A 26775-nucleotide genomic window follows, 5' to 3' on the forward strand; every position below is an offset into this window, starting at 1 on the left:
GATTCAGTGTTGTGCACCGCCGACGTGGCGTCTATGCCATGTACCCCACAGATTAGGACACGTCCACTAGAGCTTCTTCAGGCCGCTGATGACCTTGTTGAACGACAGCAGAGACGCCAGACCTTTGCGCAGGTTTCGCTGCATCAGGCTGACGTTGGCCAGGACGATGTACCGGACCCCGCAATCGCGCCACTCCGCAGCGCGCTCGATCACCTCATCGGGTGTGCCGGCGAGAAACATATTTCGGACAACCTCGGTGGGGATCGCCTTGATGTGCGACAGGGCTTCCTGCTCGTCCATGTCCTGGGGCAGTAGGTCCTGCGCCCCGGTGAAGCCGACCCCCAACGGATGTTGGGCACCGTATTGGGCGAAGAAGTCGTCGGGAGCGTTGAGGCCGGCGGCCTTGATGATTTCGGACTCCAGGGCGTCATCGACCTCGCCCGCGGTGCGGCCGGTGACGACCATCACCCACAGGGCGGGCACGATCGTCATCGGGTCACGGCCTGCGTCGGAGGCCGCGGCACGGACCACGTCCAAGCGTTGCGCATAGTCCTCCGGCCTGTGCGCAAATGCCGGGAAGAAGCCGTCTCCATAGCGGCCCACGGCCCGCAACATCCGCGGCCCGTGCGCTGCGATCCAAATTTCGGGCCATTTGCCCCGATACCGCGGTAGATCGAAGATCGCATTGCGCAGCGGGAAGAACGGCGAATCCCGGTTCACGAGTTCACCATTCGAGTCCCAGAGCGCCCGAATCGTGGCCATCGCTTCCTCGAACCGCGCGACCGGTTTCGACCAGTCCACACCGTAGGGCTCGTTGCCTTCACGCTCTCCGGTGCCGATACCCAGAATGGCTCTCCCGCGGGTGAGCAGCTGGAGGGTCGCCGCGGCCTGGGCGGTTACGGCCGGGTTCCGTCGACCGGCGTCGGTCACGCCGACGCCAAGACGCATGCGGCGGAGCCGATTGCGGGCAGCGAGGTGTCCGAGCATGGTCCACGGTTCTAGGCAGGCGTCCGCAGACGGCAGGATCTTCGCACCACCGGCGTACTTCTGATTCCATAAGGACCGCGGAAACAAGGCGTTGAGGTGGTCCGGGACCCAAAAAGAGTCGACTCGGCTGGCGACTGCGTTCAGATAGTTGGCGCGGGTGAAGGTATCGGCCGAAGGCCGCGCAGCGAGAATCGGGTCCATCACGCCAATCCGAGTTTTGGTCATGCATGAATGGTCATGCCGGCGAGCAGGGCCGCCTAGAGTAGTCGGCTACTTCAATATGAGCCGGTGACAGGCCCGAACCCGGTCGATCCACCACTGCCTGCGGTCGGGCGGGGCGGCCAGCGCCGCGAGCCGGGCCGGATCCGGGACGACGGGTCCCACCGGCAGCGTCCCGTCGACGACCAGCGACGGCGGTTCGGCGACGTCCTCGACGAACAACCCGCCGGTGCCCAGCCCGCACGCGTGGCGCAGTTCGGGCAGCGCCGCGGCGGCCAGCAGGCCACGCCCGATGCCCACGGCCGAGTCCAGCGCCGACGACACCACGATCGGGATGTCGATCTGCGCGGCGACGTGCAGCAGCCTGGCGACGCCGCCCAGCGGGGCCACCTTGAGCACCGCGATGTCGGCGGCTGCGGCGCGCACCACGTGCAGGGGGTCGTCGGCCTTGCGGATGCTCTCGTCGGCGGCGATCGGCACGTCGACGCGGCGGCGTAGCTCGGCGAGCTCCGCGACCGTCGCGCACGGCTGCTCCAGGTACTCCAGCGGGCCGTCGGCGGTCAACACCGCCGCGGCGGTGAGTGCCTCCTCGACGGTCCAGCCGCCGTTGGCGTCGACGCGCACCGTGGGCACGTGCGCGCGCACGGCGTTGACGCGTGCGACGTCGTCGGCCAGCGACTGACCCGGTTCGGCGACCTTCACCTTCGCGGTGGCCGCCCCGGGGAAGCGCTGCAGCACCTCCGGTACCGCCGCGGCGTCGACGGCGGGCACGGTGGCGTTGATCGGGATGCGGTCACGGTGCGTCGGCGGCGACGGCTGGTAGGCGGCCTCGATGGCCGATGCCAGCCAGTGCGCGGCCTCGGGCGGCTGGTATTCGAGAAACGCCCCGAATTCACCCCACCCGTTCGGCCCGTCGATCAGCGCGACCTCGCGAACGGTGATGCCGCGGAACCGAACTCGCATGGGTAGCGCGACCACGTGCAGACGGTCGAGGATGTCGTCGAGGTGCGCCACGTCGTCCATCCTGCCCCACCGCCGATGTTTAGTTCCTTGCGTAACCGGCAAATTCTCAAGCGACCAAGGAGAATGATGATGCGGCTGCTCGAGATTCCCGTACAGATCGCGGAATCGGTGCTGTCGATCGTGGGCATCCGGGTGGGCACCGAAGAGCCGCACTACGTGGGCACCCGGCTTACCGACGACGTGGAGATCCGTAAGTACGGTCCGCGGATCGCCGCTGAGACCACGGTGACCGCCGACGAGGACCGCGCCCGCTACATCGGGTTTCGCCGCCTCGCCGGCTACATCTTCGGTGGCAACCACCGCGAGGAGACGATCGCGATGACCGCGCCGGTCAGCCAGTCCCGCGAGAAGATCGCGATGACGGCGCCGGTGGCCCAAGCCCGCGACGGCGAGCACTCGACGATCCGGTTCTACATGCCGTCGAAGTGGACGCTGGACACGCTGCCCAGCCCCGACGACGACGAGGTACGGCTGGTGACGGTGCCGGGTGAAACGGTCGCGGTGTTGCGGTTCAGCGGTGACCGCAGCGCCCAGGCCGTCGCGGCCCGCTCCGAGGAGCTCTCGGAGACGCTGCGCGCCAACGGCGTCGAGGCCACCGGGCCGGCGCAGGCCTGGTTCTACGACCCGCCGTGGACGGTGCCGTTTCGCCGCCGCAACGAGATCGCGATCCCGGTGCGCGAGTAGCGCTAGACCGTCGCCCGGTCGCGGCCCTCCCAGTAGGGCTTGCGCAGTTCCTTTTTGAGGATCTTGCCGGTCGGGTTGCGCGGCAGCTCGTCGGTGATATCGATGCTCTTGGGGCACTTGTAGGCTGCCAGCCGTTCGCGACACCACGCGATGAGCTCTTCGGGGCTAGCGGAGCCCTCAAGTGAGACAACGGCTTTGACGACCTCGCCCCACTTCTCGTCGGGTATGCCGATGACCGCGACGTCGCCGACGGCGGGATGCTCGGCCAGCACCCGTTCGACCTCGATGGAGTAGATGTTCTCCCCACCGGAGATGATCATGTCCTTGAGCCGGTCTTCGACGAAGATGTACCCGCCCTCGTCGACGTGTCCGACATCGCCGGTGCGGAACCAGCCGTCGGAGGTGATCGCCTCGGCCGTCGCCTCCGGCTTGTTGTGGTAGCCCTTCATCAACTGCGGTGTGCGGAACCACAATTCGCCCTGCTCGCCGGGCGCGACGTCCTCGAGGGTGTCCGGGTCGACGACGCGTAGTTCCGCGTTCGGCACCAATGTGCCCGCGCTGGAAAGCCGCTCCTCCCTGCCGGGGTCGCGGTGCGCCTCGGGCAACAGGTGGCTGATCACCCCGCACACCTCGGTGAGCCCGTACACCTGCATGAACTCGGTGTCCGGCCACGCCTTGAGCGCCTGCCGCAGCAGCGGCAGCGGCATCGGCGACGCGCCGTAGGCGAACGTCTTGAGCGCGGCGAACAGTTTCACCGCGTCCTCGCCGGACTCCAGCACCTTGGCCAGCACGGCGGGCACCAGGAACGTCCTGTTGGCGCCCTGCAGAATTGCACCTGCCAGCGCTGCGCCGTCGACCTCGCGCGTCATCACGCTCGGCACGCCGTCGTGCAGGCCGAACTGCACGTAGGACGAGCCGCCGACGTGGAACAGCGGCATCGAGACCATGCTCTTGTCGCCCTCGTCGAACTCGAAGCCCTCGTGCGCGTTGACGGTGTGGGCGATGATGTTGGCCTGTGTCAGCTCAACGCCTTTGGGCCTGCCGGTGGTGCCCGAGGAGTACATGATGATGCACACGTCGTCGGGTGTGACGTCGGCGCCGCGGTCCACCGGGGTCGCCGACGCCAGCATCGCCTCGTACTCGTCGCCGTCACCGCCCTCCGGGGTCACCTCGATGATGTGCTCGACGTTGGTGAGCTGGTCGCGGATCTTGTCGATGCCCGGTTTCAGCTCAGACCCGACGACCAGCAGCTTGGCGTCGGAGTCGTTGAGCACGTAGTCGAGTTCGTCGGCGGCCAACCGGAAGTTGATGAGCGCGTTGGCCGCGCCCAGCGAAGCGGCCGCCAGCGTCAACTCCACGCCGGCCGGGTGGTTCTTGTCCAGGAACGCCACGACGTCACCGCGTTTGATGCCGCGCTCGGTCAACGCACCGGCGAGCCGCCGCACCCGGTCGTTCCATTGCGCCCAGGTCCAGGTCCGGTCCAGGTACGTCATCGCCTCGGCGTCGGGCTTGGTTTGGGCCCAGTGGGCGGTTCGTTCGTCGAGGAAACGGGGCTCAGGCAGGTCAGACATGTTCAGAGCCTGCCATAAACCTGCGCGCCAGCCAGGAAAGTTGCGCGAACCTCCAAATCGGCGATCTGTTCGGCCGGCACCGCACGCGGGTCGGCCGACAGCACCACCAGATCGGCGTACTTGCCGACCTCGAGTGATCCGACGACGTCGTCGGCGAACAGCTGGTAGGCGGCGTCGATCGTCTGCGCGCGGATCGCCTGCTCGACGGTGAGCGCCTCCTCGGGGCCGAGCACCCGGCCGCTGGGTGCGGTGCGCGTGACGGCCACGCTGATGTTGCGCAGCGGCTCCTCGGGGGTCACCGGCGGATCGTTGTGCAGCGAGATACGCATCCCCGTGGCCACCGCCGATCCGCACGGCATCCACCGGCTTCCGTGCTCGGGGCCGAACAGCCCGTCGACGAGCACATCGCCCCAGTAGTGGATGTGGTCGACGAAAATGCTGCACGTGACGCCGAGGTCGTGGGCGCGCTGCAGCTGCTCGGGGCGGATGGCGCCGACGTGTTCGAGGCGCAGCCGGTGATCAGCGCGGGGATGTCGGCGCAGCGCGTCTTCGTAGACGTCGAGGATGGTGTCGACGCCGGCGTCGCCGTGCACGTGACAGGCCAGCTGCCAGCCGCGCGGGAAGTACGCGCTGACGATCTCGGTCAGCTGCTCGGAGGTGTAGTTGGCGCAGCCGCACGAACCCGGTACGACGCCGATGGTGCGGGTGGCGTCGGTGTCCAGGTACGGAAACGTCAGGTCGATGTTGCCGATCCACGGCGAGCCGTCGACCCAGATCTTGATACCGGTTTGGCGCAATAGGTCATCACCGTTGTCGGGGGTCGCGTCGGTGGCCATCCGGGCGTTGGAGATCTCATAGAGGTGCAGCCGCACGGTGAGCGCGTCGCGCATCTGCTCCACGAGCGGTCGAAGTGTCGGGTCGAACGCCATCTCCGAGCAGGTGGTCAGGCCGGCGCGGTTGAGCCGGGCCGATTCGGCGCGCAGCATCGCAGGGTAGTCGCTGGGCTGGATGGCCTCGGTCAGCAGCGAGAACACCGCGCCGATCTCCTCGGCGGTGCCGTCGAGTTCGCCGTCGGCGTCGCGGCCGTAGCTGGCGCCCTTGGGATCCGGGGTGTCGCGGGTCAGGCCCGCCCGGTGCGCTGCGGCGGTGTTGAAGTACGCCTTGTGCCCGGAGTTGTGCACGATCACCAGCGGGTGCTCGGGCGCCATCGTGTTGAGCCAGTTCAGGGTGGGCTCGGGAAGCCCTTGCTGCAGAAGCGGATCCCAGCCGTTGAGGTAGGCGCCGTCGGCGCCGCGCGCGGCCACCTCGGCGCGGATCGCCGCGACGACCGCGTCCGCGTCGGGCAGCGTGACCGGCCGGACGTCGGCCATGGCGTCGGAGAGCACCATCGCCTCCATCAGCGGATGACCGTGGGCTTCAACGAATCCCGGCATGACGCAGCCGTCGACGTCGAGCTGGCGGGTCAGCGGCCCGATCCAGCTGGCGACGTCGGAGTGGGCGCCGACGGCGACGATGCGGCCGTCGGCGACGGCGATCGCCTCGGCGGTGGGTCGGTTGTCGTCGACGGTCAGGATGGTTCCCCGAATGACCAGGTCAGCGGTCGGCATCCGGTCATCTTTGCAGCCGGCGGGCGGATTCGATGAGAAATGCCGTCGGGACCGGTCGGTCTTTATGGAAACAACGTGCACCACCCGAAGGAGACACACGATGGCGCGTTACATGCTGATCATGCGGTCGGGCCCCGAAGCCGAGGCCGCGATGGTGGCGGCCGAGATCGACTTCGACCAAATTCTCGAGTCGATGGGCCGCTTCAACGAGGAACTCATCAAGGCCGGCGTCCTACGCGCCGGCGAGGGCCTGACCGGGCCCGAGGAGGGCTTCGTCGTCGACTTCGACGCCGATCCGCCGGCGGTCACCGACGGCCCGTACTCCGAAACCGAGCTGTTCAACGGGTTCTGGATCCTCGAGGTGTCCTCGAAGGACGAGGCCAAGCGGTGGGCGACAAAGGTTCCGCTCGGCAAGGGCGTCAAGATCGAGGTGCGCCGGGTGGCCGAGACCGAGGAGTTCCCGCAGGACAATCCATGGGTCAAGAAGGAGATCCTGTGGAAGGCGGAGCTGGCCGAGAAGCTCGCCGCGCAGGCGCGCGCCGAGGCCGACCGGCTGGGGTGAGGGTCAGGCCCCGGCGCACACCCCGGAATCGCGGATCACGGTGCCGTAGACGTTGGCGGTCGCGATGTTGGCGTTGATCTGCCCGGACGGCAGCCGCTTCTTGATCTTGTCGCTGATCTGGGTGAACTGATACCACAGCCGGTAGATCGAATCCCCGTGAAACAGCGGCGAATACTCACTTTGATCGGGGTAGTTGATGATGAACAGGGTGTGCGCGCGGGGCTCGAGGAACGCCGCGGACTGGTCGAGGTTGGCGGCGACGACGTCACCGGCCTCGGTCACCCCGGGTCTGTTCCAATAGTCACCCTGCTCGGCCAGGAACAGCTTGAACCCGTACACCTGCCCCATGAGCTCGTCGTACTGGGCGTTGAACCACTGACACGAATCACGTTGCGCGGTGATCTGTTCCGGGGTGACCCGGATCTGCCACAGGTTGTACGGGAACACCGAGTAGTCGGGCTGCCAGTCCGACGGGTACGGGGTGAACACCGGCAGTGTCGGCTCGGCCTCGGCATGGCTGGGCGGGGCCGTGACGAGCAGAAGACCCGCCACCAGCACCGCCACCCAGCGAAACACGGCTAATGGCCCCCGAATTCGGGCCGCAGGATCGGCGCCAGCGCCGTGAGCGGGATGTGCGCCTGAACGGTGCCGCCGTCCATCGCCCACTGCATGAGCCCCGGGCTGAAGTTGATCGGGCGGTCGCGGGCCACCGGGTAGTCCGGCATGTAGATGACCAGTTCGTCGGGCGTCAGCGCCCACGCCTTGTAGGCGCCGGAGTACACCTTGTCCGGGGTCCAGCGGTCCGGGGTGAACGGATAGGTGCCGGGCTGGTGCGGCGGCGGTGCGGCATCGAGGGCAGCGACGATGAACGGCGCACCCAGGCGCGGGATCTCAGCGAAATGGTCAACGCCGGGTTTGAAGAGATCTGCCAGTTGGATCTGCCGCCCGCCGGCGAAGGTGAAGGTGCGGTAGGCGTCGCTGATGATGGGCGCATTGGGATGCGCCAGGGCGTCGGTACCGACCGTACCCGAGTACATCTCGTGGAAGACGACGGACATCGCATCGCCGTGATGAAAGATCTGGAAGTGCTGCTCTCCGAAGCTGTTCTGGACGGTCTTCTGCGCCGCATTGCGCCAGTTGTTCATCAGGTTGGTGAGGTACTCCCGGATGACGGGGTTCTCCACGAGATCGCCGGGCAACGCCATTTTGATGTTGCGGACTGCTTTGCGCTCCGACTCCACCGATGTCGTACAGAATTGCCCGTCCCACTGTCCACCCAGCTCACTGCAGAACGAGGGCGCCGACGCGTTCGCGGCCGGAGCGGCCACCAGCGTGGCGGCGACCAGCGACGCGGCGACCGCACTCGCCAGGCGCATCACGGCAATTCGACTTTACTTGCGCGCCAACGCCCGTCGACGTATTCCATGGTCATCTTGATGCGGCTGCGGTCGATGCGCGGATCGGGCACGTTGGTGTTGGTGACCGACTGATCGACGAACAACAGGATGACGGCCTTGTCCTTGGTCGCCGACTGCACTGCCGATTCCAGCACGACGCCGTGCGCCGAGGCCTTGTTGTCGATCAGCAGCTGCCGCAACTGCTCGCTGGACTGCGAGTACATGTCCTTGAATTCACCGGTGGCCCCGTCGAGTACGGCGTCGAAGTTCTCGTCGACCTTCGCCGAATCGATGCTTGTCAACACTTGCGCGTAGTCCGTCGCGGCCTGCCGCGCCTCCTGCCCGGCCTGTGCGACCTGACGTTCCTGCCACAGCTGCCAACCCAGGTACCCGGCGGCGGCCAGGACCACCACGAACGCCGCCGCTACCGCGCCGCGCCATACGTGGCGGCGCCAATTGCGCGCGGTGGGCTGTCCGTCGGCCTCGGCCTTGTCGTCGGCCTTGTCGTCGGCCTCTTCGACGGCCTCGGTCTCGTCGACTTCGGCCTCGGCCTCGTCGACGGCTTCAGGCTCTTCGGTCTTGTCGCCGGCGTCGCGGTCTTTGTCGGTGCTCACGGACATCATCATCTCCTAGCGGACATGCTCGGGTCAGCGGGGCGGCTCGATCGGAAGCGTCGGGCCACCGTAGGGGGTCGGGATCGTGTAGCGCCCCTTCGGGGTTGGATCGGTCTGCCGGCCCAGGTCGGCGCCGGGCGGGGGTCCGGGGGTGGCGTCGGCGGGCCGCGGCGCGTTCTTCGCCCCGCGGACCAGGACGCCAGGGTGGTCGTCGCGGCAGTAGGTGTACATGAACGGCTCCGGGTAGTCCGCCGCCGACGGTGGCAGTTTCGGTGTGCCGTAGTCGCAGGTGTAGCGCGGATAGATCTCCGCGGTGCCCCACAGCCCGCCGCTGTGCATCGCGGTGCCGAGGGCATCCAACACCGAGGTGCGGTAATCGGGGAACAGCGCGTTGAGCGCGGGCACCCGCAGATAGAGCAGCCGCGAGGTGGTGGTCAGGTTGCCCAGCAGCTGCACCATGGTGTCGGAGTTGTCGACGAACAGGTTGTCGACCTGTTCCAGGGTTTTCGGCGTCTGGTCGGTGAGTCGACGGTAACCGTCGCGCATCCTGTTGATGCCGGCGAAGCTCTCGCTGAGATTGTCTGAGGCGACGTCGATTCCGGCGTTCTTGTCGGCCACCATCGTGAACACCACGCGGCTGGTGCGCAACAGCGAGCTGGTCTCGGGCAGCACCGAGTCCAGGGTGGACAACAAGAACGTGCCGCCGTCGACGATGTCGGCGAGTTTCTGCGGCCCGGCTTCGCTCATGCTCAGTTCTCTGCGCAGAAGTTCGAGCTCTTCGGTGTCGGCCTGCGCCAGCGCCCCGTCGGCGTTCGCCAGCAACTCGGCCAGGCTGACCGGCACGGTGGCCCGGTCCTGGCCGATCACGGCGCCGTCGGCCAGGTACGGGCCCGACTGGCCGTCGGGAACGAAGTCGATGTACTGCTCACCGGCCGGCGACAACCCCGACACCCGCACGTCCGCCGATTGCGGGATCTGCACCGTCGACTTGACGTTGACGACCGCGTTCACGCCGTCCGGGGTGATGTCGAGCCGCTCGACCCGCCCGATCTGCACACCCCGCAACGTCACGTCCTGGTTGGGCAGCAGCCCCGCCGACTCGGGCAACGTGACGGTCAGCTGGTAGCTGTCGGCGAACGGGTTCACCCGAAGCGCCCCGAACATCAGGTACGCCGTGGCGACCACCAGCGTCATGACCAGCCCGATCGAGGAAAGCCACGCGCGCCGGCGGTAGCCGAACCGCACCAGCCCGACGATTCGATCCGCGACGGCGCCGATCATCGTGGTGCCTCCGCGGGTAACGGCGCCGACGGTAGCGGCGCCGACGGCGACGGCGAAGGTGGCGGCGGCCCGTGGGACGCCTCGGGCGGCGGTGGGGCCGCCTGCTGCGCCCCGGGAGCGACGATGATCTCGCCGGGTTCGGTCGGGCTGGGGATCACCGGGACCTGCGGCACCCCGGGTCCCTTGCCGACGATCCTTTCCTGCAGGCGCCACAGTGTGTACTTCAGCGTGCCCACCAGCTGATGCCAGTTATGTCGTTTCGGACCGTGCAATCCGGGGTCCCCCGCGTAGCCGATGTCGGGGATGGATCCCAGCACCAACCGGTCGACGCTGGCGTCCAACGCGATCGCGTTGCTCGTCATGGTCTTGATGAACGGCGGCATCAACCGGTTGAGCGCATACAGCGTGGCGTCCGGGGCCAGCGCGACGTCGTTCCACGCGGCCGCGATGGTGTTGGCGTCGACGATCACGCTGCGGCCGCTGGTGTCGGTGCCGGCGATCGAGGGGAACTTGCGCATCTGACCGGAGACGTCGCCGAGTTGCTCGACGAGGTCGGCGATCTGCGTGGTATGGCCCGCCAGGGTGTCGGTGGCCGGACGAGCTTGCGCCATCACGTCGCTGAGAACCTGGTTCTTCGCGGCGATCTCGCTGGACAACCGCGACGTCTCGGTCATCGCGGTCGAGATCTGTGCGGAGCGCGCGTTGAGCGTGCCCAGCGTGTCGTTGGTCTTGCGGATCAGGGTGCCGAACGCTTCGCCCTGGTCGCCGGTCGCCTTGCCCAGCCCGTTGATGATGTTGGTGAAGTTGCGCACCGCACCGCCGTTGACCAAAATCGCCGCCGACCCCAGTACGGATTCGACGGTGGCCGCCGCCGACGTCGACTCCAGCCCGATGGTGTCGCCATCCTTCAGTAACGGCGTGCCAGGGGCGACCGTGGTCGGCGGTTTGATCGCCACGAACACATCTCCGAGCGGTGTGGCGGAACGCAACTCGGCGGTGCTGCCCTGCGGCAACTGGACCCCGTCCATGATCCGCAGCGTGGTCACCGCGGTGTAGTTGCGCGCCACCATCGACTCCATCTGGCCGATGTCGGCGCCGGCCAGCTTGACCTTCGCGCTCGCGGGCAGGTTCAGCGCGTTGGAGAACACCGCGGTTATCTGGTAACCCTCGGCGCCCACACTGGGCGCCGGCAACGGCAGGCTGGCCAAACCGTCTGTGGCGCAACCCGACGCGGTGAAGCAGGCCGTCACCGCCAACACGGCGGCGACGCGTCGTCGGACCCGCGCGGTCGTCATCACTTCTGCCCCATCGCCGCGAGCCCCTCGAGCATGTAGGTCAACCCGAAGTCCGGTCCGAAGTCCTGCATTGTGCCTGTGCTGCAACCAAGTTGCCGCAGGCCCATCATGTTGCAGACCTCCTTGATCAGCTGGTTGTCGAACAGCACCTTGTCCGTGACGACCTTGACCCGCAGCGCCCCGTTCTTCTCGTCGGCGACGTTGTACAGGTTGTCCAGGGTCATCGGCGCGACGTCGAGGAACTCCTTGAGATCGCGCTCGTGCTCGACGGAGGTGTTCAGCACGACGTCGCCGTTGGCGACCAACTCCTTGATGGTTTCGCGGTGGGTCTGCAGCACCTCACCGGTGTGGGTCAGCACCTCGTTGATCTTCTTGCCGGTGGTGCCGGTGCCGAGCCGCTCGTCGGCGAGGATCTGGCTCAGCGCCCGTATCGACGAACCGAACTCGCGCATCATCTCGTCGTTGCGGGCCGCCGCCTCCGACAGCGAGCTCACGTTGCGCACGATCGTCGTCAGCTGGTCCTTGGTCACGGTGCCGCGCTCCGAACTGAGCCGCAACGCATTCGACAGTTCCCCCAAGGCATCCTTCATCTGCTGGCCGTTGCCGTCGACGATCGCGGCGCTGGCATCGACCACGTCGGCGATCGGCCCGTTGCCTTTTCCGTCACCACGCAGTGAGACGGCGAGTTTGTCGAGAACATTGAGCACCTGGGCGAATTCGACCGGTGTGCGGGTGCGGTTCAAGCCGATGGTGTCGTGGTTCTGCAGGGTGGGGCCGTCGGAATACGGCGGGGTCAACTCGATCTGGCGGTCGGTCAGGATCGAGTTCGAGATGGTGGCCGCCTGCACGTCGGCGGGCACCTTCACATCCTTGTCGACGGTGAAGTCGACCTCGACGTAGCCGCCCTTCGGGGTGATCTTGGTGACCTTGCCGACCGGCATCCCGAGTACGGCGACCACGTTGCCTTCGTAAAGGCCTGCCGCGCTGTCGAATTGCGCGGTCACGGTGATGGTGTCGAGCTGGTCTTTGGCGAACTTGCCCACCAGCACGGCGAGCACCAGCACCGCGGCCAAGCCGACGGCGACGATCGCGATGATCCGGCTTCTGGCGGTTCTCATTTGCAGTCCTGGTAGTACTCGATCATCGAGAACTGCTTGGCGCGCCCGCTGATCGCGCACATCCACGAGTCGACCAGCAGGCCGCCGGAGGCGTTGAAGTCGATGGCGTTGCCGGTACCGGTGATGTTGGCGATACCGCGCAAGGCGATCGGCCCGGACTGCAGGATGCTGCGCACCATACCGTCGTTCTTGGCCAGCAGGGTGGACAGCTCACGCAGGTTGCTCAGCAACTCCTCCAGTTCGGGGCGGTCGTCGATAACGATGCTGCTCAACGTTTGTACGAGGTTGGTGAGCGAGTCCATCATCGTGTGGAAGGTGGCGCGGCGGGCGACGAACTCCCCGAGCAACGAGTTGCCCTGGTTGACCAGGTTGCCGATGGTCGACTGTTGGCGGCGCAGGGTGGTGCTGACCACCTCGGTCGTCTCGAGAAGTTCACCGAGCTGGTCACGGCGCTCGGCGATGATCGTCGACAGCGTGTGGGTGTTCTCCAGCGCCTGCGGGACGACCGGCGGCAGCGTCTCCAGCTGCTTGCCGAGGATCGCCAGCGTCTCGGCGAACTGATCGGAGTCGACCTGCTCATAGGTTGTGGTGACGTCGGACAGCGCCTCCTGCAGGTCGTAGGGAACCTCGGTGTGGGTGATGTCGAACGTGTTGTCCGGCAACGACCCTGGCCCGTCGGGGTACAGCGCGAGGTAGCGCGAGCCCAGGATCGTCGTGATCTTGATCGAGGCGCGGGAGTCCTCGCCCAGCACCACGTCGTCGCGCACCTTCAGGCCCGCCTCGACGTAGTCTCCTTTGAGCTCCATGTTCTTGACTTCGCCCACCGGGATACCGGCCACGGTGATCGGGTTGCCGGGTTGTAGCGCGGCGGCCTGCAGGAAATGCGCGGTGTAGTGGCGGTAGCCGAAGTCGGCGACCCGCACCAGCAGCAGCGCCCCGACGAGCACCGACACCATCACGACCGCGACGACGCCCAGCCACGTCTTGCTGTAGCTCTCCAGCGGGCGCCGGCCGTGAAATATTCGCTTAGCCATTGGCCATCGACCTGCACTTGGGGGTGTAGCGGGCTTTGTTTCCGGGGGTGGCGGCGTCGACCACGATCGGGGTCACATCGTTGAGCCCCGGGAAGAACGCGGTGCCGTCGAGGTTGCACGCGTAGGCGCTGGCGTAGGTGCCCTCGCTGGTGATGCGGGCGAATCCCTTGAGCATCAGCGGCAGGTTGGCGCCGACGAACGCCAGCTGCGGTTCGATACCGAGCATGTGTTTGGCGAAACCCGGTTGCCGCTGGACGAGTTCGTTCAGCGGCGGGTACACCTCGTCGGAGATCGTCGACAGCTGGCGCACCACCTTCGCCATCGAGCCCATGGAGTCCACGAGCTGGGGTCGTCGCGCGTCGAAGGTCGACACCACCGACTGGGCTTCGCCGACGATGTGGTCGAGGTCGTCGTTGTGCCTGGCGAGGTTGGCGACCACCAGGTTGAGGTCGGTGATCACCCCGCCGAGTTCCTCGTCCTGGCCGGCGAACGCATCGGTCAACTGCGCGGTCTGGTCGACCAGGGCGGTGATGGATCCCTGGTCGCCCTGCAGCGACTGGATGACGCCCTTGGTGAGGTTGTCGGCGTGGCGCGGGTCGAGGACGCTGAACAGCGGCTCGTATCCGTTGAGCAGCCGGCCGACGTCGAACGACGGATCGGTTTGTTCGACGGGGATGACGCTGCCCGGCGGCAGCGGTTCGGGCTCGCCCATGCTGCCCAGCGACAGCCCGAGATACCGCTGCCCGACGATGTTCTGGTAGGTCACCGAGGCGACCGTGGTGCCCAGCAGCTGCTGGTCGCTCTGCACCACGAACGACACCTTGGCGTGTTTACCGTCCAGGTCAATGCTTTCCACCCGGCCGACGCGCACGCCGGCCATCCGCACGTCGTCGCCCTCGCGCAACCCGAACACGTCGGTGAACACCGCCGCGTACGGGGTCGTCGTTCCGGACACGTCGCGGCGCAACGTGACGTAGACCAGCCACGTCAACGCCATCGCCACCACCATGAACAGCGACAGCCCGATCAGCGCGCCGCGGGACTTCATCGGGGCTCCTCTCCCGCGATCGGTTCTTCCGTCGAGACCGTGGTCCCGCGCGCCACCGGGCCGAGCAGCAATTGTGTTGCCGCGGTGACCCGTTGGCCGGTGATGACGCTGAGCGCCGCGCGTTCCTGGGTGGACCCGACGGGGCCGACGTTGCCGCCAAAGGCCGCCGGCTGAGCCGGCGATACAGCAGACGCGGGCGCGGCTTCAGCGGGCAGCGGTATCGGCCGGGGCGCGGGCGGTGGCGGCGCGGGGGCCGGCGGCGGCTCGTTTGGTTTGGGTGCCACCGGCGCGGGCGGGGACTGGTTCTGCGCCGGCGGTGGGATGGGCACCAGCGCGTCGTTGGCCGTGTCCGGTACCGGCGGTGCGGGCGACATCCACGGTGGCAGCGGCGGATTCGGGTCCGCCAGGCTCGGGTTCGGGTTGACCAGCGGCGGACCCACCGCGATCAGGTTCCCGCTCTCCCCGAGGATGGTGCCCGGCGGCGGCGCCAGGTCCTTGGGCGGTTGATAGTTCTGCGGCAGCAACACGTCGGGCAACTCGGGCCGGGTGACGACCAGCGGCGCGGTGTAGCAGCTCGGTCCCTTCAGCTCACCGTAGCGCGGGCAGTCGGCTCGGGTGTAGGTGTAGGTCGGGGTGAACGAGAGGTTCATCCGCATGTTGCCGATGTTGCGCTCGGGCCGCCACACCTCTTCGAAGAACTTGTCGGACAAGCCGTTCAGTTTGACGAACGCCGGCAGCCAGTGGTGCGAGGTGTCGGCGAGGACACCCATCACCGGGGTCAGCTCGGAGGTGATCTTGACCATCCGGTCGGTGTGGTTGTGCAGCGCGGTACGCGTGGTTCCCACGGTGTGCAGCCCGCCGGTGACCAGCGCGTCGAGTTGGGCGCGCTGCTCGACGAGGGTCTGCATCGGCTCCACGGCCATGTGCAGCGCGTCGATCAACTCCGGCGCGGTCGAGCGCAGCCCCCTGGTGGCGTCGATGAGCGCCGAAACCGTGGTGGGGCCAGGGTCTTTCGCCACGATCGCATCGACCTCGTCGACCAGGCGGTTGAGCTGCGCGCCGCTGGCCAGCAGCTCGGTGCGCCGGTCTTCGGTGGCCTCGTTGACCGCGGCCAGGATGCCCACCGTCTTGTCCTCGCGGCCGCGCCCGGTGGCGGCGAGGATGTCGCGCAGCTTGCTGATCGTCGTCTGGAACAACACGGTCGGCAGCTCGGTGTCCTCCGCGATGTGCGCACCGGCCTCGATCGGCGGCCCGCTGCCCTGGTCGACGAGTTGCACCGACGACACCGCGAACACATTGGAAGGCACCACCCGTGCGGTGACGGTCGCCGGTATCGACTTCGCGTAGTGCGGGTCGAGGTTGATATGGACGTAGTTGGGTTCGCCGTTGGCGGCCGGGGTGACGCTTTCGACGGCGCCGACGAGCACGCCGTGATACTTCACGTCGGAGCGTTGCGGCAGCCCGTCGCCGACGTTGACGAGGTTCGCGACGACGCGCACGAACGGATCCAGCCGCCCCGTCGACTTGACCAACAGGACGCCTGTAATCAGCGCGGCCACAAGAACAACGACGATTCCCGCGCCGATCAGCTGACGATCGGTGGGCCCGCGGCCGTCGAGGTCAAAGGAGTTGGGCACTAGCCGCCGAACCTTGCTCCGGAGTCGACATTCCACAGCGCCATGGTGAGCAGCATGTTGACGATGATCACCACCGTGATGCTGGCCCGCATGGCGTGTCCGGCGGCCACCCCGACACCTTCGGGTCCGCCTGCGGCGTAGAAGCCGTAGTAGCACTGGATCGTCGTGGCGATCCACACGAAGATGATCGCCTTGAGCAACGAGTAGAACATGTCCTGGCCCGACAGCATCAACGTGAAGTAGTGCAGGTACGACCCGGTCGCTCCGCCGCTGATCACTTGAACCACAAGCTGTGTCGTCAGGTAGCTGACCGCCAGACACACCACGTAGAGCGGAATCACGACGACCACCGAGGCCATCAGCCGGGTGGTCACCAGGTACGGGATGGGCCGGATCGCCAGCGATTCCAACGCGTCGATCTCTTCGGAGATCCGCATCGAGCCCAGTTGCGCGGTGAACCGGCAGCCGGCCTGGGTGGCGAACGCCAGCGACAACGCGATCGGCGCCAGTTCGCGGGTGTTCACCAGCGAGGAGATGATGCCGGTCGCCGGGCCCAGGCCCAGCAGGTCCAGGAAGTTGTAGCCCTCGATGCCGACGAGCGCGCCGACGGTGATGCCGAGGACGATCGCCACGCCCGCGGTTCCGCCACCGACCACCAGCGAGCCGTTGCCCCACGCGATGTCGGACAGCAGCCGGACGAACTCGGCGCGATAGTGCCGCAGCGCCACCGGGATCGCCGCGATCGCGCGGGCGAAGAACACCAGCATGTGGCCGAGCCGGGCGATCGGGGGGGTGGCCTTGTCGTAGAGCCGGACAAACGGCGCCAGGACCGGCGGGACGAACGTCGACGCCATCAGAGCCCCACCCGCGGGAACAACATGATGTAGAGCTGGCTGACCGCGACGTTGACGACCATGAGGATCAGGATCGATTCGACGACGGCGGCGTTGACCGAGTTCGCGACACCGGTGGGCCCGCCTTGGGTGGACATCCCCTTCTGACAGGACACCACGGCGACGATCGCGCCGAAGATGACCGCCTTCACCAGGGCCACGATCATGTCGCCCGTCGTCGTGAACGCCGCGAAGGTGGCCACGAAGCTGCCCGGTGCGCCGTTTTGGAAGTACACGTTGAACAGGTAGCTGGCGAGGAACCCGACGAAGCACACGACGCCGGTCAGGGCGACGCCGACCATGATCGCGGCGGCGAACCGCGGGACCACGAGGCGCCGGATCACCGAAACACCCATGACCTCCATCGCGTCGGTCTCGTCGCGCATTTTGCGGGAGCCGAGGTCGGCGGTGATCGCCGAGCCGACGGCCGCGGCCATCAGGATCGCCGCGGTCAGCGAGGCCGCCTGCCGGATGACGGCCAACCCGCTGGCGGCTCCTGCCAGCGACGTGGCACCGACCTGCCCGGCCAGCAGCGCGAACTGGATGGAGAGCGTGACACCGATCGGCAGGGCCACCAGCACCGTGGGCAGCACGGCCGTCCCTGCCATGAACGCGCCCTGGCGGATGAACTCCTGCCACTGGAACCGGCCGGTGAACAGGTCGACGAAGAAGAACTGCACCGTCCGCACACCCAGCACGAACTGGTCACCGGCGGTCGCCAGCGAAGCCAAGGGGTGACGTTTGACGTAGCCACCCGCCCAATCGCCGATGGCTTCGACGCTGTCACTACGCGCCATAGTTACGAATGGTCATTAACTTAATGCCTCACGTCGGTGTTCGCCGCAACCCCCATGTCTGCGGACAAATGCAGCATATTCACTTGACTTCGCCTAATCGCGTGACCGACCGCCCCGATGGCCCACCATGGTCTTCAGTGATCCACCTCAGTGCTGATGAGTATGCACATTAACTAATGCCGAGTCTGCGGAATTGCCGAATACTCGCCGCAGCTACCAGTCGAGGATGCTGACGCCCGCGTTTGACTCGCGTTTGACCCGCGATTGACGAGGCGCCGGTCGGTGCGAAGCAGTCCTGCGGCGGCGCGGGCCACGGCCGCGGATAACTCAGCGCCATCAGCATGTGTCCAGCCCGCTTCTCAGCCGCCCGCGCGCTGACCGGGCGCATACGGGGTGCCGGGGCCGGCATTCTGTAACAGGTTCTAGTCTGGTGGCCATGACCCAGGCTGTTGACTCCTCGCGCGAGCGCTCGTCGGTGGACCTGCTGCGCCACCCCATCCACTCCGGCCACCTCACGGTGGGGGCGCTGAAGCGCAACAAGGACAAGCCGGTGCTGTTCCTCGGCGACACCACGCTGACCGGCGGCGAACTCGCCGACCGCATCAGCCAGTACATCCAGGCGTTCGAGGCCCTGGGCGCCGGCACCGGCGCCGCCGTAGGCCTGCTGTCGCTGAACCGCCCCGAGGTGCTGATGATCATCGGCGCCGGACAGACCCAGGGCTACCGCCGCACGGCGCTGCATCCGCTCGGCTCGCTGGACGACCACGCCTACGTCCTCGACGACGCCGGCATCTCGTCGTTGATCATCGACCCGGTGCCGATGTTCGTGGAACGGGCGCTGGGGCTGTTGGAGAAGGTGCCGTCGCTCAAACAGATCCTGACCATCGGGCCGGTGCCACAGGCACTGACCGGCGTCGCGGTGGATCTGACCGCCGAGGCCGAAAAGTACGCGCCGCGCCCGTTGGCGGCCGCGGACCTGCCGCCCGACCACATCGGCGGCATGGCCTACACCGGCGGGACGACGGGCAAGCCCAAGGGTGTGATGGGCACGGTGCAGTCGATCACCGCGATGACGACGATCCAGCTGGCCGAGTGGGAGTGGCCCGAGAACCCGAAATTCCTGATGTGCACGCCGCTTTCGCATGCCGGGGCGGCGTTTTTTGTGCCGACGATCGTCAAGGGCGGCGAGATGGTGGTGCTGTCCAAGTTCGACCCGGCCGAGGTGCTGCGGGTCATCGAGGAGCAGCGCATCACCGCCACCATGCTGGTGCCGTCGATGATCTACGCGTTGATGGACCACCCCGATTCGCACACCCGCGACCTGTCGTCGCTGGAGACGGTGTACTACGGCGCCTCGGCGATGAACCCGGTGCGGCTGGCCGAGGCGATCCGTCGTTTCGGGCCGATCTTCGCCCAGTACTACGGCCAATCCGAGGCCCCGATGGTGATCACCTATCTGGCCAAGGGCGACCACGACGAGAAGCGGTTGACGTCGTGCGGGCGTCCGACGCTGTTCGCGCGGGTGGCGCTGCTGGGTGAGGACGGCCAGCCGGTGCCCCAAGGCGAGGTCGGCGAGATCTGCGTGTCCGGCCCGCTGGTCTCCGGCGGCTACTGGAACAAACCGGAAGCCACCGCCGAGACCTTCCGGGACGGCTGGATGCACACCGGCGACCTGGCCCGCGAAGACGCCGACGGCTTCTACTACATCGTCGACCGGACCAAGGACATGATCGTCACCGGCGGCTTCAACGTGTTTCCGCGCGAGGTGGAAGACGTTGTGGCCGAACACCCTTCGGTCGCACAGGTGTGTGTCATCGGTACGCCCGACGAGAAGTGGGGTGAGGCGGTGACGGCCGTGGTGGTGCTGCGCCCCGACGCCGACCGCTCCGATGAGGCGGTGACCCGGATGACGTCGGAGATCCAGGCCGCGGTCAAGGAGCGCAAGGGTTCGGTGCAGTCACCCAAGCAGGTGATCGTCGTGGACTCGGTGCCGGTGACCGCGTTGGGCAAGCCGGACAAGAAGGCGGTGCGCGCGCAGTTCTGGGAGGGCTCCGAGCGCGCGGTCGGCTGATCCCTTTTGGGCGCGAGCGTGCGTGTTTGCGGCCGACACACCGACAAGGAACCCGACTTTGCGCACGCTCGCGGGAGAAGGTGACGATCGATGAAGGACGCTTGGGTGCGCGGGGACTATCTCGGCGTCGACATGCCCGCGCACGCCGACGCGTTACGTGACGGCGGGGCAGCGTTTCTCACCGAGGCGTTCCGCCGCTCCGGGGCGCTCGGCGCGCACGACGACGTCGCCGCCATCACCGACCTTCGGGAGTTCCGCGGTGGCAGCACCGGCCGCAAGGCGCTGCTGTCGGTCGCCTACTCCGGCTCCGAGGCGCTGCCGATCGACCTGTTCGTCAAGTTCTCCCGCGACTTCGACGACGCCGCACGCGACGGCGGGCGCACGCAGATGGAGTTCGAGGTGCGCTTCGCGTTGTTGTCGCGCATGGCGGGCTTTCCGATCGCGGTGCCGGGCTGCCTGTTCGCCGACTACCACGCGCCGTCGGGCACCGGTATCCTGATCACCGAACGAATCACATACGGCGCCAACGGTATCGAACCGCACTACGACAAATGCATGGACTACACCATGCCGGACCCCGTCGGCCACTACAAGGCGATGCTGGGTGCCCTCGGCCGGCTCGCCGGCTCACACAAGGCCGGTCGGCTGCCCGCTGAGCTCGTCGAACATTTCCCGGTCGACATGCAGCGGCTGTCGGTCGGGGAACGCGCGCCCTACACCGCCGAACAACTGCAGCGCCGCGTCGACCGGCTCGCCGAATTCGCCGTCGCGCACCCGAACCTGCTGCCCGACGACATCCACGACCCGAAATTCCTTGCCCGACTGCGTGATCAGGTGACCCGCTTCCCCGCGTCGGAGGCGGCCATCTGGCGGTACCTGGCCAAGGATCCCGACTACGTCGCGCTATGCCACTGGAACGCCAACGTCGACAACGCGTGGTTCTCGCGGCACCCGGACGGCCACCTCGAATGCGGGCTGCTGGATTGGGGTTGTGTCGGCCAGATGAACCTCGCCATGGTGCTGTGGGGTGCGATGTGCAGCGCCGAGACCGACATCTGGAACCAGCACTTCGATGCGCTGCTCGACCATTTCCTCGGCGAGTTCCGCTCGGCGGGCGGGCCCCTATTGCAGGTGGGCACGGTCAAGCGGCAGCTGCTGCTCTACGTCGCGGTGATGGGCCTGGCGTGGCTGCTGGATGTGCCGGCGTACCTGTTGAAGCTGCTGCCGTCATCGGTACCCGACCGGTTCGACACCCGGATCGCCGACAACGAGCAGGCCCGCAGCCGCCTGTTGATGATGACGAACTTCTTGAATCTGTGGTCTCGGAACGACATCGCCGGGGCGCTCGACGGTATTTGACGCGGGGTGGGTGCTCGCTACGGGAGGGGCACGATCAGGTCGGCTTTGTGCCGGCACGCCTGGATCCGGGCGGCGTTGGGCTCGTCGACGTCGCGCACCCAGGTCTGCGCATGCTCGTCGGTCTTGCCGAACTGTATGTGCCGCTTGACAAGTCGTCGCAGGCGTTCGTCGTCGGGGACATCGAGGAACCACACCTCGTCGAGCAGGTCGCGCACGGCCGGCCACGGCGGGTCGTCGTCGAGAAGGTAGTTGCCTTCGGTGACGATCAGCCGCGCATCGGGTGCGACGGGGATGCTGCCCGCAATGGGCTGTTCGAGGTCACGATGGAAGCCGGGTGCGTACACGGTGTGCGACGGCTGGGCCCGAAGGCGTTGCAGCAGCGCAAGATAGCCGTATCCGTCGAACGTGTCGATCGCGCCCTTGCGGTCGAGCCGGCCGAGCCGCGCCAACTCGACATCGGCCAGATGAAAGCCGTCCACGGGCACGTAGGCGGCGCCGTCGAACGCTGCGACCACGGCCTCGGCCAGCGTGGACTTGCCCGCGCCCGGGGCGCCGGTGATGCCGAGCACGACGCGGCGTTGCCGATCCAGCAGGGCAGCCACCCGCGCCGCGAGGTCCGGCGGCAGCGGGGCCATCACTCAAGCAACGCGTCGATCTCCGCGGCCAGCCGCGCGATGCGCTCCTTTTCGCTGGGAATGCCGCGGTTCTCCTCGGCGGCGCGCTGCCAGCCCAGCCGCCACATCCGCGCCACCACGCGGTCGCCGATGCCGGCATACGGGTTGACGAGCGTGTGCGGGAACGCCTTGCGTCCCTCCCGGTAAGCGGTAACCAAACGATGAGCCATCACCGATCACCTTCCCACCGCGAGCAGACACAGAAACGTATGCACACCGGCGTGTCGACACCATTTTGCGTCTGCTCGGGGGGAAGGGGGTGAGCGCGCACGCCGCTAACATGGTGCGGTGGTCCAGGCCGTGCTGTTCGACTTCTCCGGCACGCTGTTTCGCCTCGAGGAGGACGACAGCTGGTTCTCCGGCATGGAGGTCGACGAACGCGAGGTGGACGGCCACGTTCAGGCCGAGCTGATGCGCAGGCTGACCGCACCGACCGGGCAACACGTGGACATGCCCGAGGACGCCTACCACGCCTGGGTCAACCGTGACCTCGCACCGCATCTGCACCGGGAGGCCTACCTGCACGTGCTGCGCGAATCCGGGCTGGCGCACCATCACGCCGAGGATCTGTACCGCCGAGTGGTCGACCCGGCGTGCTGGACCCCGTATCCCGACACCGCCGATGTGCTCAAAGGGCTACGCAGGCAGGGCATCAAGACCGCGGTGGTGTCCAACATCGCGTTCGACGTGCGGCCCGCATTCGCCCGCATCGGCGCGGACGCCGACGTCGACGAGTTCGTGCTGTCCTTCGAGGTGGGCGCGGTCAAACCCGACGCCCAGATCTTCGAGACCGCGCTGGCGCGGCTCGGGGTGGACGCCCCCGCGCACGCCGTCATGGTCGGCGACAGCGACGAGGCCGACGGCGGCGCCCGCGCGGTCGGATGCGGCTTCATCCTCGTCGATCCGCTGCCGACCACCGAGCGCCCCGACGGGCTGCGAACGGCGCTCGCGGACTGCGGCGTCGCGGTCACGTAACGTCGTGGCCATGTCCAACGCGTCGCTGCCGTGGTGGCTGAAGTACGTCAACAAGGTGATGATCGGCCTGCAGAAACTGGGCGTCGGGTTCGGCGGCAAGGGCCCCGTCGTGCTGAGCGTGCCCGGCCGCAAGACGGGCAAGATGCGGTCCACCCCGGTCACTCCGATGACGGTGGAGGGTAAGCGCTACATCGTCGGCGGGGTGCCGGGCTCGGACTGGGCCGCCAACCTGCGCGCCGCCGGTGAAGCGACCCTGCACCAGGGCCGCAACAGCCAACGCGTCCGCGTGGTGGAGATGCCGATCGACGAGGCCCGTCCGCTGCTGCGCGCGTTCCCGGTCGAGGTGCCCACCGGTGTGGACTTCATGAAGAGCATCGGCCTGGTCACCGGGCCCAACCCCGACGAGTTCGAACAGCTCGCCGGGCGCTGCCCCGTCTTTCTCTTGGAGCCGATAAACCTATGAGCGACAACCCATTTGACCCGAAACTCTGGCAGCCCGTCGCCGGGTTCGACTTGACCGACATCACCTATCACCGCCACGTGCTCGATGACGTGGCGCAACCCACGGTGCGGGTGGCCTTCGACCGGCCCGAGGTGCGCAACGCGTTTCGGCCGCACACCGTCGACGAGCTGTACCGCGTGCTCGACCACGCCAGGATGTCCTCGGATGTCGGGGTGGTGCTGCTGACCGGCAACGGCCCGTCGCCCAAGGACGGCGGCTGGGCGTTCTGCTCGGGCGGTGACCAACGCATCCGCGGCCGCAGCGGCTATCAGTACGCCGCGGGTGAGACCGCCGAGACGGTGGATCCGGCGCGGGCCGGCCGACTGCACATCCTCGAGGTGCAGCGGCTGATCCGGTTCATGCCCAAGCCGGTGATCTGCCTGGTCAACGGCTGGGCGGCCGGCGGCGGGCACAGCCTGCACGCGGTCTGCGACCTGACGCTGGCCAGCCGCGAATACGCGCGGTTCAAGCAGACCGACGCCGACGTCGGCAGCTTCGACGGCGGGTACGGCAGCGCCTACCTGGCCAAACAGGTCGGGCAGAAGTTCGCCCGCGAGATCTTTTTCCTCGGCGACGCCTATTCCGCCGAGCAGATGCACACGATGGGCGCGGTCAACAAGGTCATCGACCACGCCGACCTGGAGAAGGTCGGCCTGGAGTGGGCCGCGCAGATCAACGGCAAGTCGCCGCAGGCCATCCGGATGCTCAAGTACGCGTTCAACCTGAGCGACGACGGCCTGGTGGGCCAGCAGTTGTTCGCCGGTGAGGCAACGCGTCTGGCGTACATGACCGATGAGGCCGTCGAGGGCCGCGACGCGTTTCTGGAGAAGCGCGACCCGGACTGGAGCAACTTCCCGCGCTACTTCTGACGAACCAGGCCGCCGAGTGTGGGCTCGCGTCACGGTTGAGGCGCCAATGGTGTGCGGGTAACCCACGTTCGCGGGCCGCCTAGACTGCGGACTCGTGAGTAAGAGCCCGCTGCGGCGGTTGCGCGAGCAGGTCGTGCTGACCACGATGCGGCCGCCGTTGGCGCCGCAACTGGTGCTGTTGCGGCCGGATATGGCCGACGTCGACCTGCGCGGTAAGCGGGTCCTGCTCACCGGGGCGTCCTCGGGCATCGGCGAGGCGGCCGCGGAGAAGTTCGCCCGCCGCGGCGCGACGGTGGTGCTGGCCGCACGCCGCCAAGAGCTGCTCGACGCGGTCGTGGACCGCATCACCGCCGCCGGCGGCAGCGCGACCGCACACGCGTGCGACCTGTCGGACATGGACGCCTGCGACGCGCTGGTCGACCGGGTCGAAGGCGAGCTCGGCGGCGTCGACATCCTGGTCAACAACGCCGGCCGGTCGATCCGCCGCCCGCTCGCCGATTCGCTGGATCGCTGGCACGACGTCGAACGCACGATGACGCTCAACTACTACTCCCCGCTGCGCCTGATCCGCGGCCTGGCCCCGGGCATGCGCGAGCGCAAAGACGGCCACATCATCAACGTGTCGACGTGGGGTGTGCTCAGCGAGGCCTCCCCGCTGTTCGGGGTCTACAACGCGTCGAAGGCCGCACTGTCCACGGTGAGCCGGGTGATCGAGACCGAATGGTCTTCTGCCGGTGTACATTCCACCACGCTGTACTACCCGTTGGTGGCCACCCCGATGATCGCCCCGACCAAGGCCTACGAGGGTCTGCCCGCGCTGACCGCGGAAGAGGCGGCCGACTGGATGATTCTGGCCGCGCGCAAACGGCCGGTGCGCATCGCGCCGCGGATCGCGATGACGGCCAGGGCGCTGGACACCGTCGCCCCCAACTGGCTCAACGCGCTGATGAAGCGGCAGACCGTCCAGCCTTGACCCCGATGCCCGAGCTCACCACGGTCGCCGACATCGTGCGCCGCCACGGCGCGCAGCGCCCCGACGCCGTCGCGCTGATCTGCGGTGAGCGCACCGTCACCTTCGCCGAACTCGACGCGCGCTCCAACCAAGCCGCACAGGCGTTTCGCGCGGCCGGTGTCGGGTTCGGCGACCGGGTGGCGTTCGTCGAGAAGAACGGCGTCGAATTCTTCGAGGTCCTGTGCGGGCTGGCCAAACTCGGCGCGATCGGCGTTCCGGTGAACTGGCGACTGGCCGCGCCGGAGATGGCCCACGTCATCGCCGACGCCGGTGCCGCCGCGGTGGTGGTCGGGCACGAGTTCTTCGGGCACCTCGAAGCGATCGTCGACCAACTCGAGCACGTGCACACCGTGGTGGCGATCGGCGAGCACGAGCGCTGGCCGTCCTTCGACGACTGGCTGACCGCGCAGACCGACGAAGACCCTTACGTTGCAACGAGTTCCGACGACGTCGCCGTGTTGATGTACACCTCGGGAACGACGGGCGCACCCAAGGGCGCGATGCTGAGCAACGCCAACTACCTGGCCAAGACGGTCGGGTGCGCCCACCAGTGGCTGTTCAGCGCCGACGCGGTCAGCCTGGCCGTGATGCCGTTGTTCCACATGGCCGGCTCCGGCTGGGCACTGGTCGGCCTGTACGTCGGCTGCGCGACCGTGCTGCTGCGCGACGTGGACCCGCATGCGATCCTGGCCGCGATCACCAAACACCGCATCACCAACATGCTGCTGGTGCCCGCGGTGATCCAGCGGCTGCTGGCCACCCCCGGCATCGACTCCGCGGATCTGTCCAGCCTGCGGGTCATCGTCTACGGCGCATCACCGATCACCGACGATGTGCTTGTCAAGGCCATCGAGCGGTTCGGCTGCGATATGCGCCAGGTGTACGGCATGACCGAAACCACCGGATCCATAACGCAATTGGACGACCACGATGCCGCGCTGCTGCGGTCGTGCGGTAAGCCGTACCCGTGGGTGCAGATGCGCGTCGTCGACGCCGACGGCCGCGACGCGCCCAGCGGCACCGTCGGCGAACTGTGGACCCGTTCAACGCAGAACATGCTCGGCTACTGGAACAACCCGCAGGCCACCGCCGAGACCCTCACCGGCGACGGCTGGCTGAAGACCGGCGACGTCGGCTACCTCGACGACGCCGGCTACCTCTACCTGTACGACCGGGTCAAGGACATGATCGTGTCGGGCGGGGAGAACGTGTACCCCGCCGAGGTGGAGAACGTGCTGATGGCCCATCCCCAGGTGGCCGACGTCGCCGTGATCGGGGTACCCGACGACACCTGGGGCGAGGCCGTCAAGGCCATCGTCGTCCCCGCTCAGAATCCCGGCCCGGATCCCGCCGAGCTGATCCGGTTCGCCCGCGCCCGGCTGGCCGGATTCAAGCTGCCCAAATCGGTCGATTTCGCCGCCGAACTGCCCCGCAATCCCAGCGGCAAACTGCTCAAGCGCGAGCTGCGGGAGCCGCACTGGCGCGGCGTGAACCGGCGAGTCCGGTGACGCGCCTGGGGTTGCGCCGGGTGTCGCGGTTGGATCAC

The 26775-nt window shown here is 67.5% G+C and carries 26 protein-coding genes; 9 read left to right on the forward strand and 17 right to left on the reverse strand.

Going from position 1 to position 26775, the window contains the following annotated elements; all coding sequences use genetic code 11:
- Positions 1–66: 66 nt before the first annotated feature.
- Complete coding sequence (locus ABQE93_RS00095) at positions 67–1212, reverse strand: LLM class flavin-dependent oxidoreductase (protein WP_448405230.1); 1146 nt, start codon at positions 1210–1212, stop codon at positions 67–69.
- Positions 1213–1257: 45 nt separating this feature from the next.
- The gene (locus tag ABQE93_RS00100) at positions 1258–2229 is read right to left on the reverse strand and encodes an o-succinylbenzoate synthase (RefSeq protein ID WP_448405231.1); all 972 of its coding nucleotides are present in this window, start codon (positions 2227–2229) and stop codon (positions 1258–1260) included.
- A 69-nt stretch (positions 2230–2298) separates the two neighbouring features.
- Here ABQE93_RS00100 and ABQE93_RS00105 point away from each other — a divergent pair, with 69 nt between their 5' ends.
- On the forward strand, positions 2299–2913 hold the full coding sequence (locus ABQE93_RS00105; protein ID WP_448405232.1) for an SOUL family heme-binding protein: 615 nt from the start codon (positions 2299–2301) through the stop codon (positions 2911–2913).
- A 2-nt stretch (positions 2914–2915) separates the two neighbouring features.
- Here the strand turns inward: ABQE93_RS00105 and ABQE93_RS00110 are convergent, their stop codons facing one another.
- Together ABQE93_RS00110 and ABQE93_RS00115 are read right to left on the reverse strand one after the other, a co-directional pair.
- On the reverse strand, positions 2916–4484 hold the full coding sequence (locus tag ABQE93_RS00110; protein ID WP_448405233.1) for a long-chain-fatty-acid--CoA ligase: 1569 nt from the start codon (positions 4482–4484) through the stop codon (positions 2916–2918).
- Positions 4485–4486: 2 nt separating this feature from the next.
- The gene (locus ABQE93_RS00115; RefSeq protein WP_448405234.1) at positions 4487–6091 is read right to left on the reverse strand and encodes an amidohydrolase; all 1605 of its coding nucleotides are present in this window, start codon (positions 6089–6091) and stop codon (positions 4487–4489) included.
- A 100-nt stretch (positions 6092–6191) separates the two neighbouring features.
- On the opposite strand from ABQE93_RS00115, the gene ABQE93_RS00120 reads away from it, so the two are divergent.
- Positions 6192–6653 carry a YciI family protein gene (locus tag ABQE93_RS00120; protein ID WP_448405235.1) on the forward strand — a complete coding sequence of 154 codons (462 nt, stop codon included), beginning with the start codon at positions 6192–6194 and terminating at the stop codon, positions 6651–6653.
- Between the two features lie 3 nt (positions 6654–6656).
- Here the strand turns inward: ABQE93_RS00120 and ABQE93_RS00125 are convergent, their stop codons facing one another.
- From ABQE93_RS00125 to ABQE93_RS00175, 11 genes are read right to left on the reverse strand one after another with little or no spacing between them, the layout of a single operon-like run.
- Positions 6657–7229: a hypothetical protein gene (locus ABQE93_RS00125; RefSeq protein ID WP_448405236.1), complete on the reverse strand. Its 573-nt coding sequence runs from the start codon at positions 7227–7229 to the stop codon at positions 6657–6659.
- Between the two features lie 2 nt (positions 7230–7231).
- Entirely contained in the window at positions 7232–8029 is a 798-nt protein-coding gene (locus ABQE93_RS00130; RefSeq protein WP_448405237.1) for a mannan-binding protein, read from the reverse strand.
- Entirely contained in the window at positions 8029–8670 is a 642-nt protein-coding gene (locus tag ABQE93_RS00135; protein ID WP_448405238.1) for an Rv1363c family protein, read from the reverse strand. Before ABQE93_RS00135 ends, ABQE93_RS00130 begins: the two co-directional genes overlap by 1 nt.
- Before the next feature lie 27 nt (positions 8671–8697).
- On the reverse strand, positions 8698–9945 hold the full coding sequence (locus tag ABQE93_RS00140) for an MlaD family protein (protein ID WP_448405239.1): 1248 nt from the start codon (positions 9943–9945) through the stop codon (positions 8698–8700).
- On the reverse strand, positions 9942–11240 hold the full coding sequence (locus ABQE93_RS00145) for an MlaD family protein (protein WP_448405240.1): 1299 nt from the start codon (positions 11238–11240) through the stop codon (positions 9942–9944). Before ABQE93_RS00145 ends, ABQE93_RS00140 begins: the two co-directional genes overlap by 4 nt.
- Positions 11240–12358, reverse strand: coding sequence for an MlaD family protein (locus tag ABQE93_RS00150; RefSeq protein WP_448405241.1), 1119 nt, complete (start codon positions 12356–12358; stop codon positions 11240–11242). Before ABQE93_RS00150 ends, ABQE93_RS00145 begins: the two co-directional genes overlap by 1 nt.
- The gene (locus ABQE93_RS00155; RefSeq protein WP_448405242.1) at positions 12355–13392 is read right to left on the reverse strand and encodes an MlaD family protein; all 1038 of its coding nucleotides are present in this window, start codon (positions 13390–13392) and stop codon (positions 12355–12357) included. Before ABQE93_RS00155 ends, ABQE93_RS00150 begins: the two co-directional genes overlap by 4 nt.
- On the reverse strand, positions 13385–14440 hold the full coding sequence (locus ABQE93_RS00160) for an MCE family protein (protein ID WP_448405243.1): 1056 nt from the start codon (positions 14438–14440) through the stop codon (positions 13385–13387). The genes ABQE93_RS00155 and ABQE93_RS00160 overlap by 8 nt, the downstream gene beginning before the upstream one ends.
- Positions 14437–16077: an MlaD family protein gene (locus ABQE93_RS00165; RefSeq protein ID WP_448405244.1), complete on the reverse strand. Its 1641-nt coding sequence runs from the start codon at positions 16075–16077 to the stop codon at positions 14437–14439. The genes ABQE93_RS00160 and ABQE93_RS00165 overlap by 4 nt, the downstream gene beginning before the upstream one ends.
- The gene (locus ABQE93_RS00170; RefSeq protein ID WP_448405245.1) at positions 16077–16931 is read right to left on the reverse strand and encodes an ABC transporter permease; all 855 of its coding nucleotides are present in this window, start codon (positions 16929–16931) and stop codon (positions 16077–16079) included. The genes ABQE93_RS00165 and ABQE93_RS00170 overlap by 1 nt, the downstream gene beginning before the upstream one ends.
- Positions 16931–17767 carry an MlaE family ABC transporter permease gene (locus ABQE93_RS00175; RefSeq protein ID WP_448405246.1) on the reverse strand — a complete coding sequence of 279 codons (837 nt, stop codon included), beginning with the start codon at positions 17765–17767 and terminating at the stop codon, positions 16931–16933. Before ABQE93_RS00175 ends, ABQE93_RS00170 begins: the two co-directional genes overlap by 1 nt.
- A gap of 436 nt (positions 17768–18203) precedes the next feature.
- Between ABQE93_RS00175 and fadD8 the strand changes: the two genes are divergently transcribed.
- Both fadD8 and ABQE93_RS00185 read left to right on the forward strand, forming a co-directional pair.
- Positions 18204–19838: a fatty-acid--CoA ligase FadD8 gene (gene fadD8, locus ABQE93_RS00180; protein WP_448405247.1), complete on the forward strand. Its 1635-nt coding sequence runs from the start codon at positions 18204–18206 to the stop codon at positions 19836–19838.
- Positions 19839–19928: 90 nt separating this feature from the next.
- Positions 19929–21197: a hypothetical protein gene (locus ABQE93_RS00185; RefSeq protein WP_448405248.1), complete on the forward strand. Its 1269-nt coding sequence runs from the start codon at positions 19929–19931 to the stop codon at positions 21195–21197.
- 17 nt (positions 21198–21214) lie between these two features.
- On the opposite strand, the gene ABQE93_RS00190 is transcribed toward ABQE93_RS00185, so the two are convergent.
- Both ABQE93_RS00190 and ABQE93_RS00195 read right to left on the reverse strand, forming a co-directional pair.
- Entirely contained in the window at positions 21215–21832 is a 618-nt protein-coding gene (locus ABQE93_RS00190; protein WP_448405249.1) for a nucleoside/nucleotide kinase family protein, read from the reverse strand.
- Positions 21832–22041, reverse strand: coding sequence for a ribosome modulation factor (locus ABQE93_RS00195; protein WP_448405250.1), 210 nt, complete (start codon positions 22039–22041; stop codon positions 21832–21834). Before ABQE93_RS00195 ends, ABQE93_RS00190 begins: the two co-directional genes overlap by 1 nt.
- 118 nt (positions 22042–22159) lie before the next feature.
- Here ABQE93_RS00195 and ABQE93_RS00200 point away from each other — a divergent pair, with 118 nt between their 5' ends.
- The 5 genes from ABQE93_RS00200 to ABQE93_RS00220 all read left to right on the forward strand — a co-directional run bounded on the left by ABQE93_RS00200 (position 22160) and on the right by ABQE93_RS00220 (position 26737).
- Positions 22160–22846, forward strand: a complete 687-nt coding sequence (locus ABQE93_RS00200) for an HAD family hydrolase (protein ID WP_448405251.1) — start codon at positions 22160–22162, stop codon at positions 22844–22846.
- 10 nt (positions 22847–22856) lie between these two features.
- Positions 22857–23309 carry a nitroreductase/quinone reductase family protein gene (locus ABQE93_RS00205; protein ID WP_448405252.1) on the forward strand — a complete coding sequence of 151 codons (453 nt, stop codon included), beginning with the start codon at positions 22857–22859 and terminating at the stop codon, positions 23307–23309.
- The gene (locus ABQE93_RS00210; RefSeq protein ID WP_448405253.1) at positions 23306–24217 is read left to right on the forward strand and encodes a 1,4-dihydroxy-2-naphthoyl-CoA synthase; all 912 of its coding nucleotides are present in this window, start codon (positions 23306–23308) and stop codon (positions 24215–24217) included. The genes ABQE93_RS00205 and ABQE93_RS00210 overlap by 4 nt, the downstream gene beginning before the upstream one ends.
- A gap of 94 nt (positions 24218–24311) precedes the next feature.
- Positions 24312–25190 (forward strand): SDR family oxidoreductase, encoded by an 879-nt coding sequence (locus ABQE93_RS00215; protein ID WP_448405254.1) that lies wholly within the window; start codon positions 24312–24314, stop codon positions 25188–25190.
- Positions 25191–25195: 5 nt separating this feature from the next.
- The gene (locus ABQE93_RS00220) at positions 25196–26737 is read left to right on the forward strand and encodes a long-chain-fatty-acid--CoA ligase (RefSeq protein WP_448405255.1); all 1542 of its coding nucleotides are present in this window, start codon (positions 25196–25198) and stop codon (positions 26735–26737) included.
- Positions 26738–26775 lie beyond the last annotated feature (38 nt).

It is taken from the genome of Mycolicibacterium sp. XJ662, assembly GCF_053484035.1.

Excerpts from the sequence above, each read along its gene's own strand:
- ABQE93_RS00095 (WP_448405230.1), bottom strand. The coding sequence starts at position 1,212 with ATGACCAAAACTCGGATTGGCGTGATGGACCCGATTCTCGCTGCGCGG.
- ABQE93_RS00100 (WP_448405231.1), bottom strand. The coding sequence starts at position 2,229 with ATGGACGACGTGGCGCACCTCGACGACATCCTCGACCGTCTGCACGTG.
- ABQE93_RS00105 (WP_448405232.1), top strand. The coding sequence starts at position 2,299 with ATGCGGCTGCTCGAGATTCCCGTACAGATCGCGGAATCGGTGCTGTCG.
- ABQE93_RS00110 (WP_448405233.1), bottom strand. The coding sequence starts at position 4,484 with ATGTCTGACCTGCCTGAGCCCCGTTTCCTCGACGAACGAACCGCCCAC.
- ABQE93_RS00115 (WP_448405234.1), bottom strand. The coding sequence starts at position 6,091 with ATGCCGACCGCTGACCTGGTCATTCGGGGAACCATCCTGACCGTCGAC.
- ABQE93_RS00120 (WP_448405235.1), top strand. The coding sequence starts at position 6,192 with ATGGCGCGTTACATGCTGATCATGCGGTCGGGCCCCGAAGCCGAGGCC.
- ABQE93_RS00130 (WP_448405237.1), bottom strand. The coding sequence starts at position 8,029 with ATGCGCCTGGCGAGTGCGGTCGCCGCGTCGCTGGTCGCCGCCACGCTG.
- ABQE93_RS00135 (WP_448405238.1), bottom strand. The coding sequence starts at position 8,670 with ATGTCCGTGAGCACCGACAAAGACCGCGACGCCGGCGACAAGACCGAA.
- ABQE93_RS00140 (WP_448405239.1), bottom strand. The coding sequence starts at position 9,945 with ATGATCGGCGCCGTCGCGGATCGAATCGTCGGGCTGGTGCGGTTCGGC.
- ABQE93_RS00145 (WP_448405240.1), bottom strand. The coding sequence starts at position 11,240 with ATGACGACCGCGCGGGTCCGACGACGCGTCGCCGCCGTGTTGGCGGTG.
- ABQE93_RS00150 (WP_448405241.1), bottom strand. The coding sequence starts at position 12,358 with ATGAGAACCGCCAGAAGCCGGATCATCGCGATCGTCGCCGTCGGCTTG.
- ABQE93_RS00155 (WP_448405242.1), bottom strand. The coding sequence starts at position 13,392 with ATGGCTAAGCGAATATTTCACGGCCGGCGCCCGCTGGAGAGCTACAGC.
- ABQE93_RS00160 (WP_448405243.1), bottom strand. The coding sequence starts at position 14,440 with ATGAAGTCCCGCGGCGCGCTGATCGGGCTGTCGCTGTTCATGGTGGTG.
- ABQE93_RS00170 (WP_448405245.1), bottom strand. The coding sequence starts at position 16,931 with ATGGCGTCGACGTTCGTCCCGCCGGTCCTGGCGCCGTTTGTCCGGCTC.
- ABQE93_RS00175 (WP_448405246.1), bottom strand. The coding sequence starts at position 17,767 with ATGGCGCGTAGTGACAGCGTCGAAGCCATCGGCGATTGGGCGGGTGGC.
- fadD8 (WP_448405247.1), top strand. The coding sequence starts at position 18,204 with ATGACCCAGGCTGTTGACTCCTCGCGCGAGCGCTCGTCGGTGGACCTG.
- ABQE93_RS00185 (WP_448405248.1), top strand. The coding sequence starts at position 19,929 with ATGAAGGACGCTTGGGTGCGCGGGGACTATCTCGGCGTCGACATGCCC.
- ABQE93_RS00190 (WP_448405249.1), bottom strand. The coding sequence starts at position 21,832 with ATGGCCCCGCTGCCGCCGGACCTCGCGGCGCGGGTGGCTGCCCTGCTG.
- ABQE93_RS00195 (WP_448405250.1), bottom strand. The coding sequence starts at position 22,041 with ATGGCTCATCGTTTGGTTACCGCTTACCGGGAGGGACGCAAGGCGTTC.
- ABQE93_RS00205 (WP_448405252.1), top strand. The coding sequence starts at position 22,857 with ATGTCCAACGCGTCGCTGCCGTGGTGGCTGAAGTACGTCAACAAGGTG.
- ABQE93_RS00210 (WP_448405253.1), top strand. The coding sequence starts at position 23,306 with ATGAGCGACAACCCATTTGACCCGAAACTCTGGCAGCCCGTCGCCGGG.
- ABQE93_RS00220 (WP_448405255.1), top strand. The coding sequence starts at position 25,196 with ATGCCCGAGCTCACCACGGTCGCCGACATCGTGCGCCGCCACGGCGCG.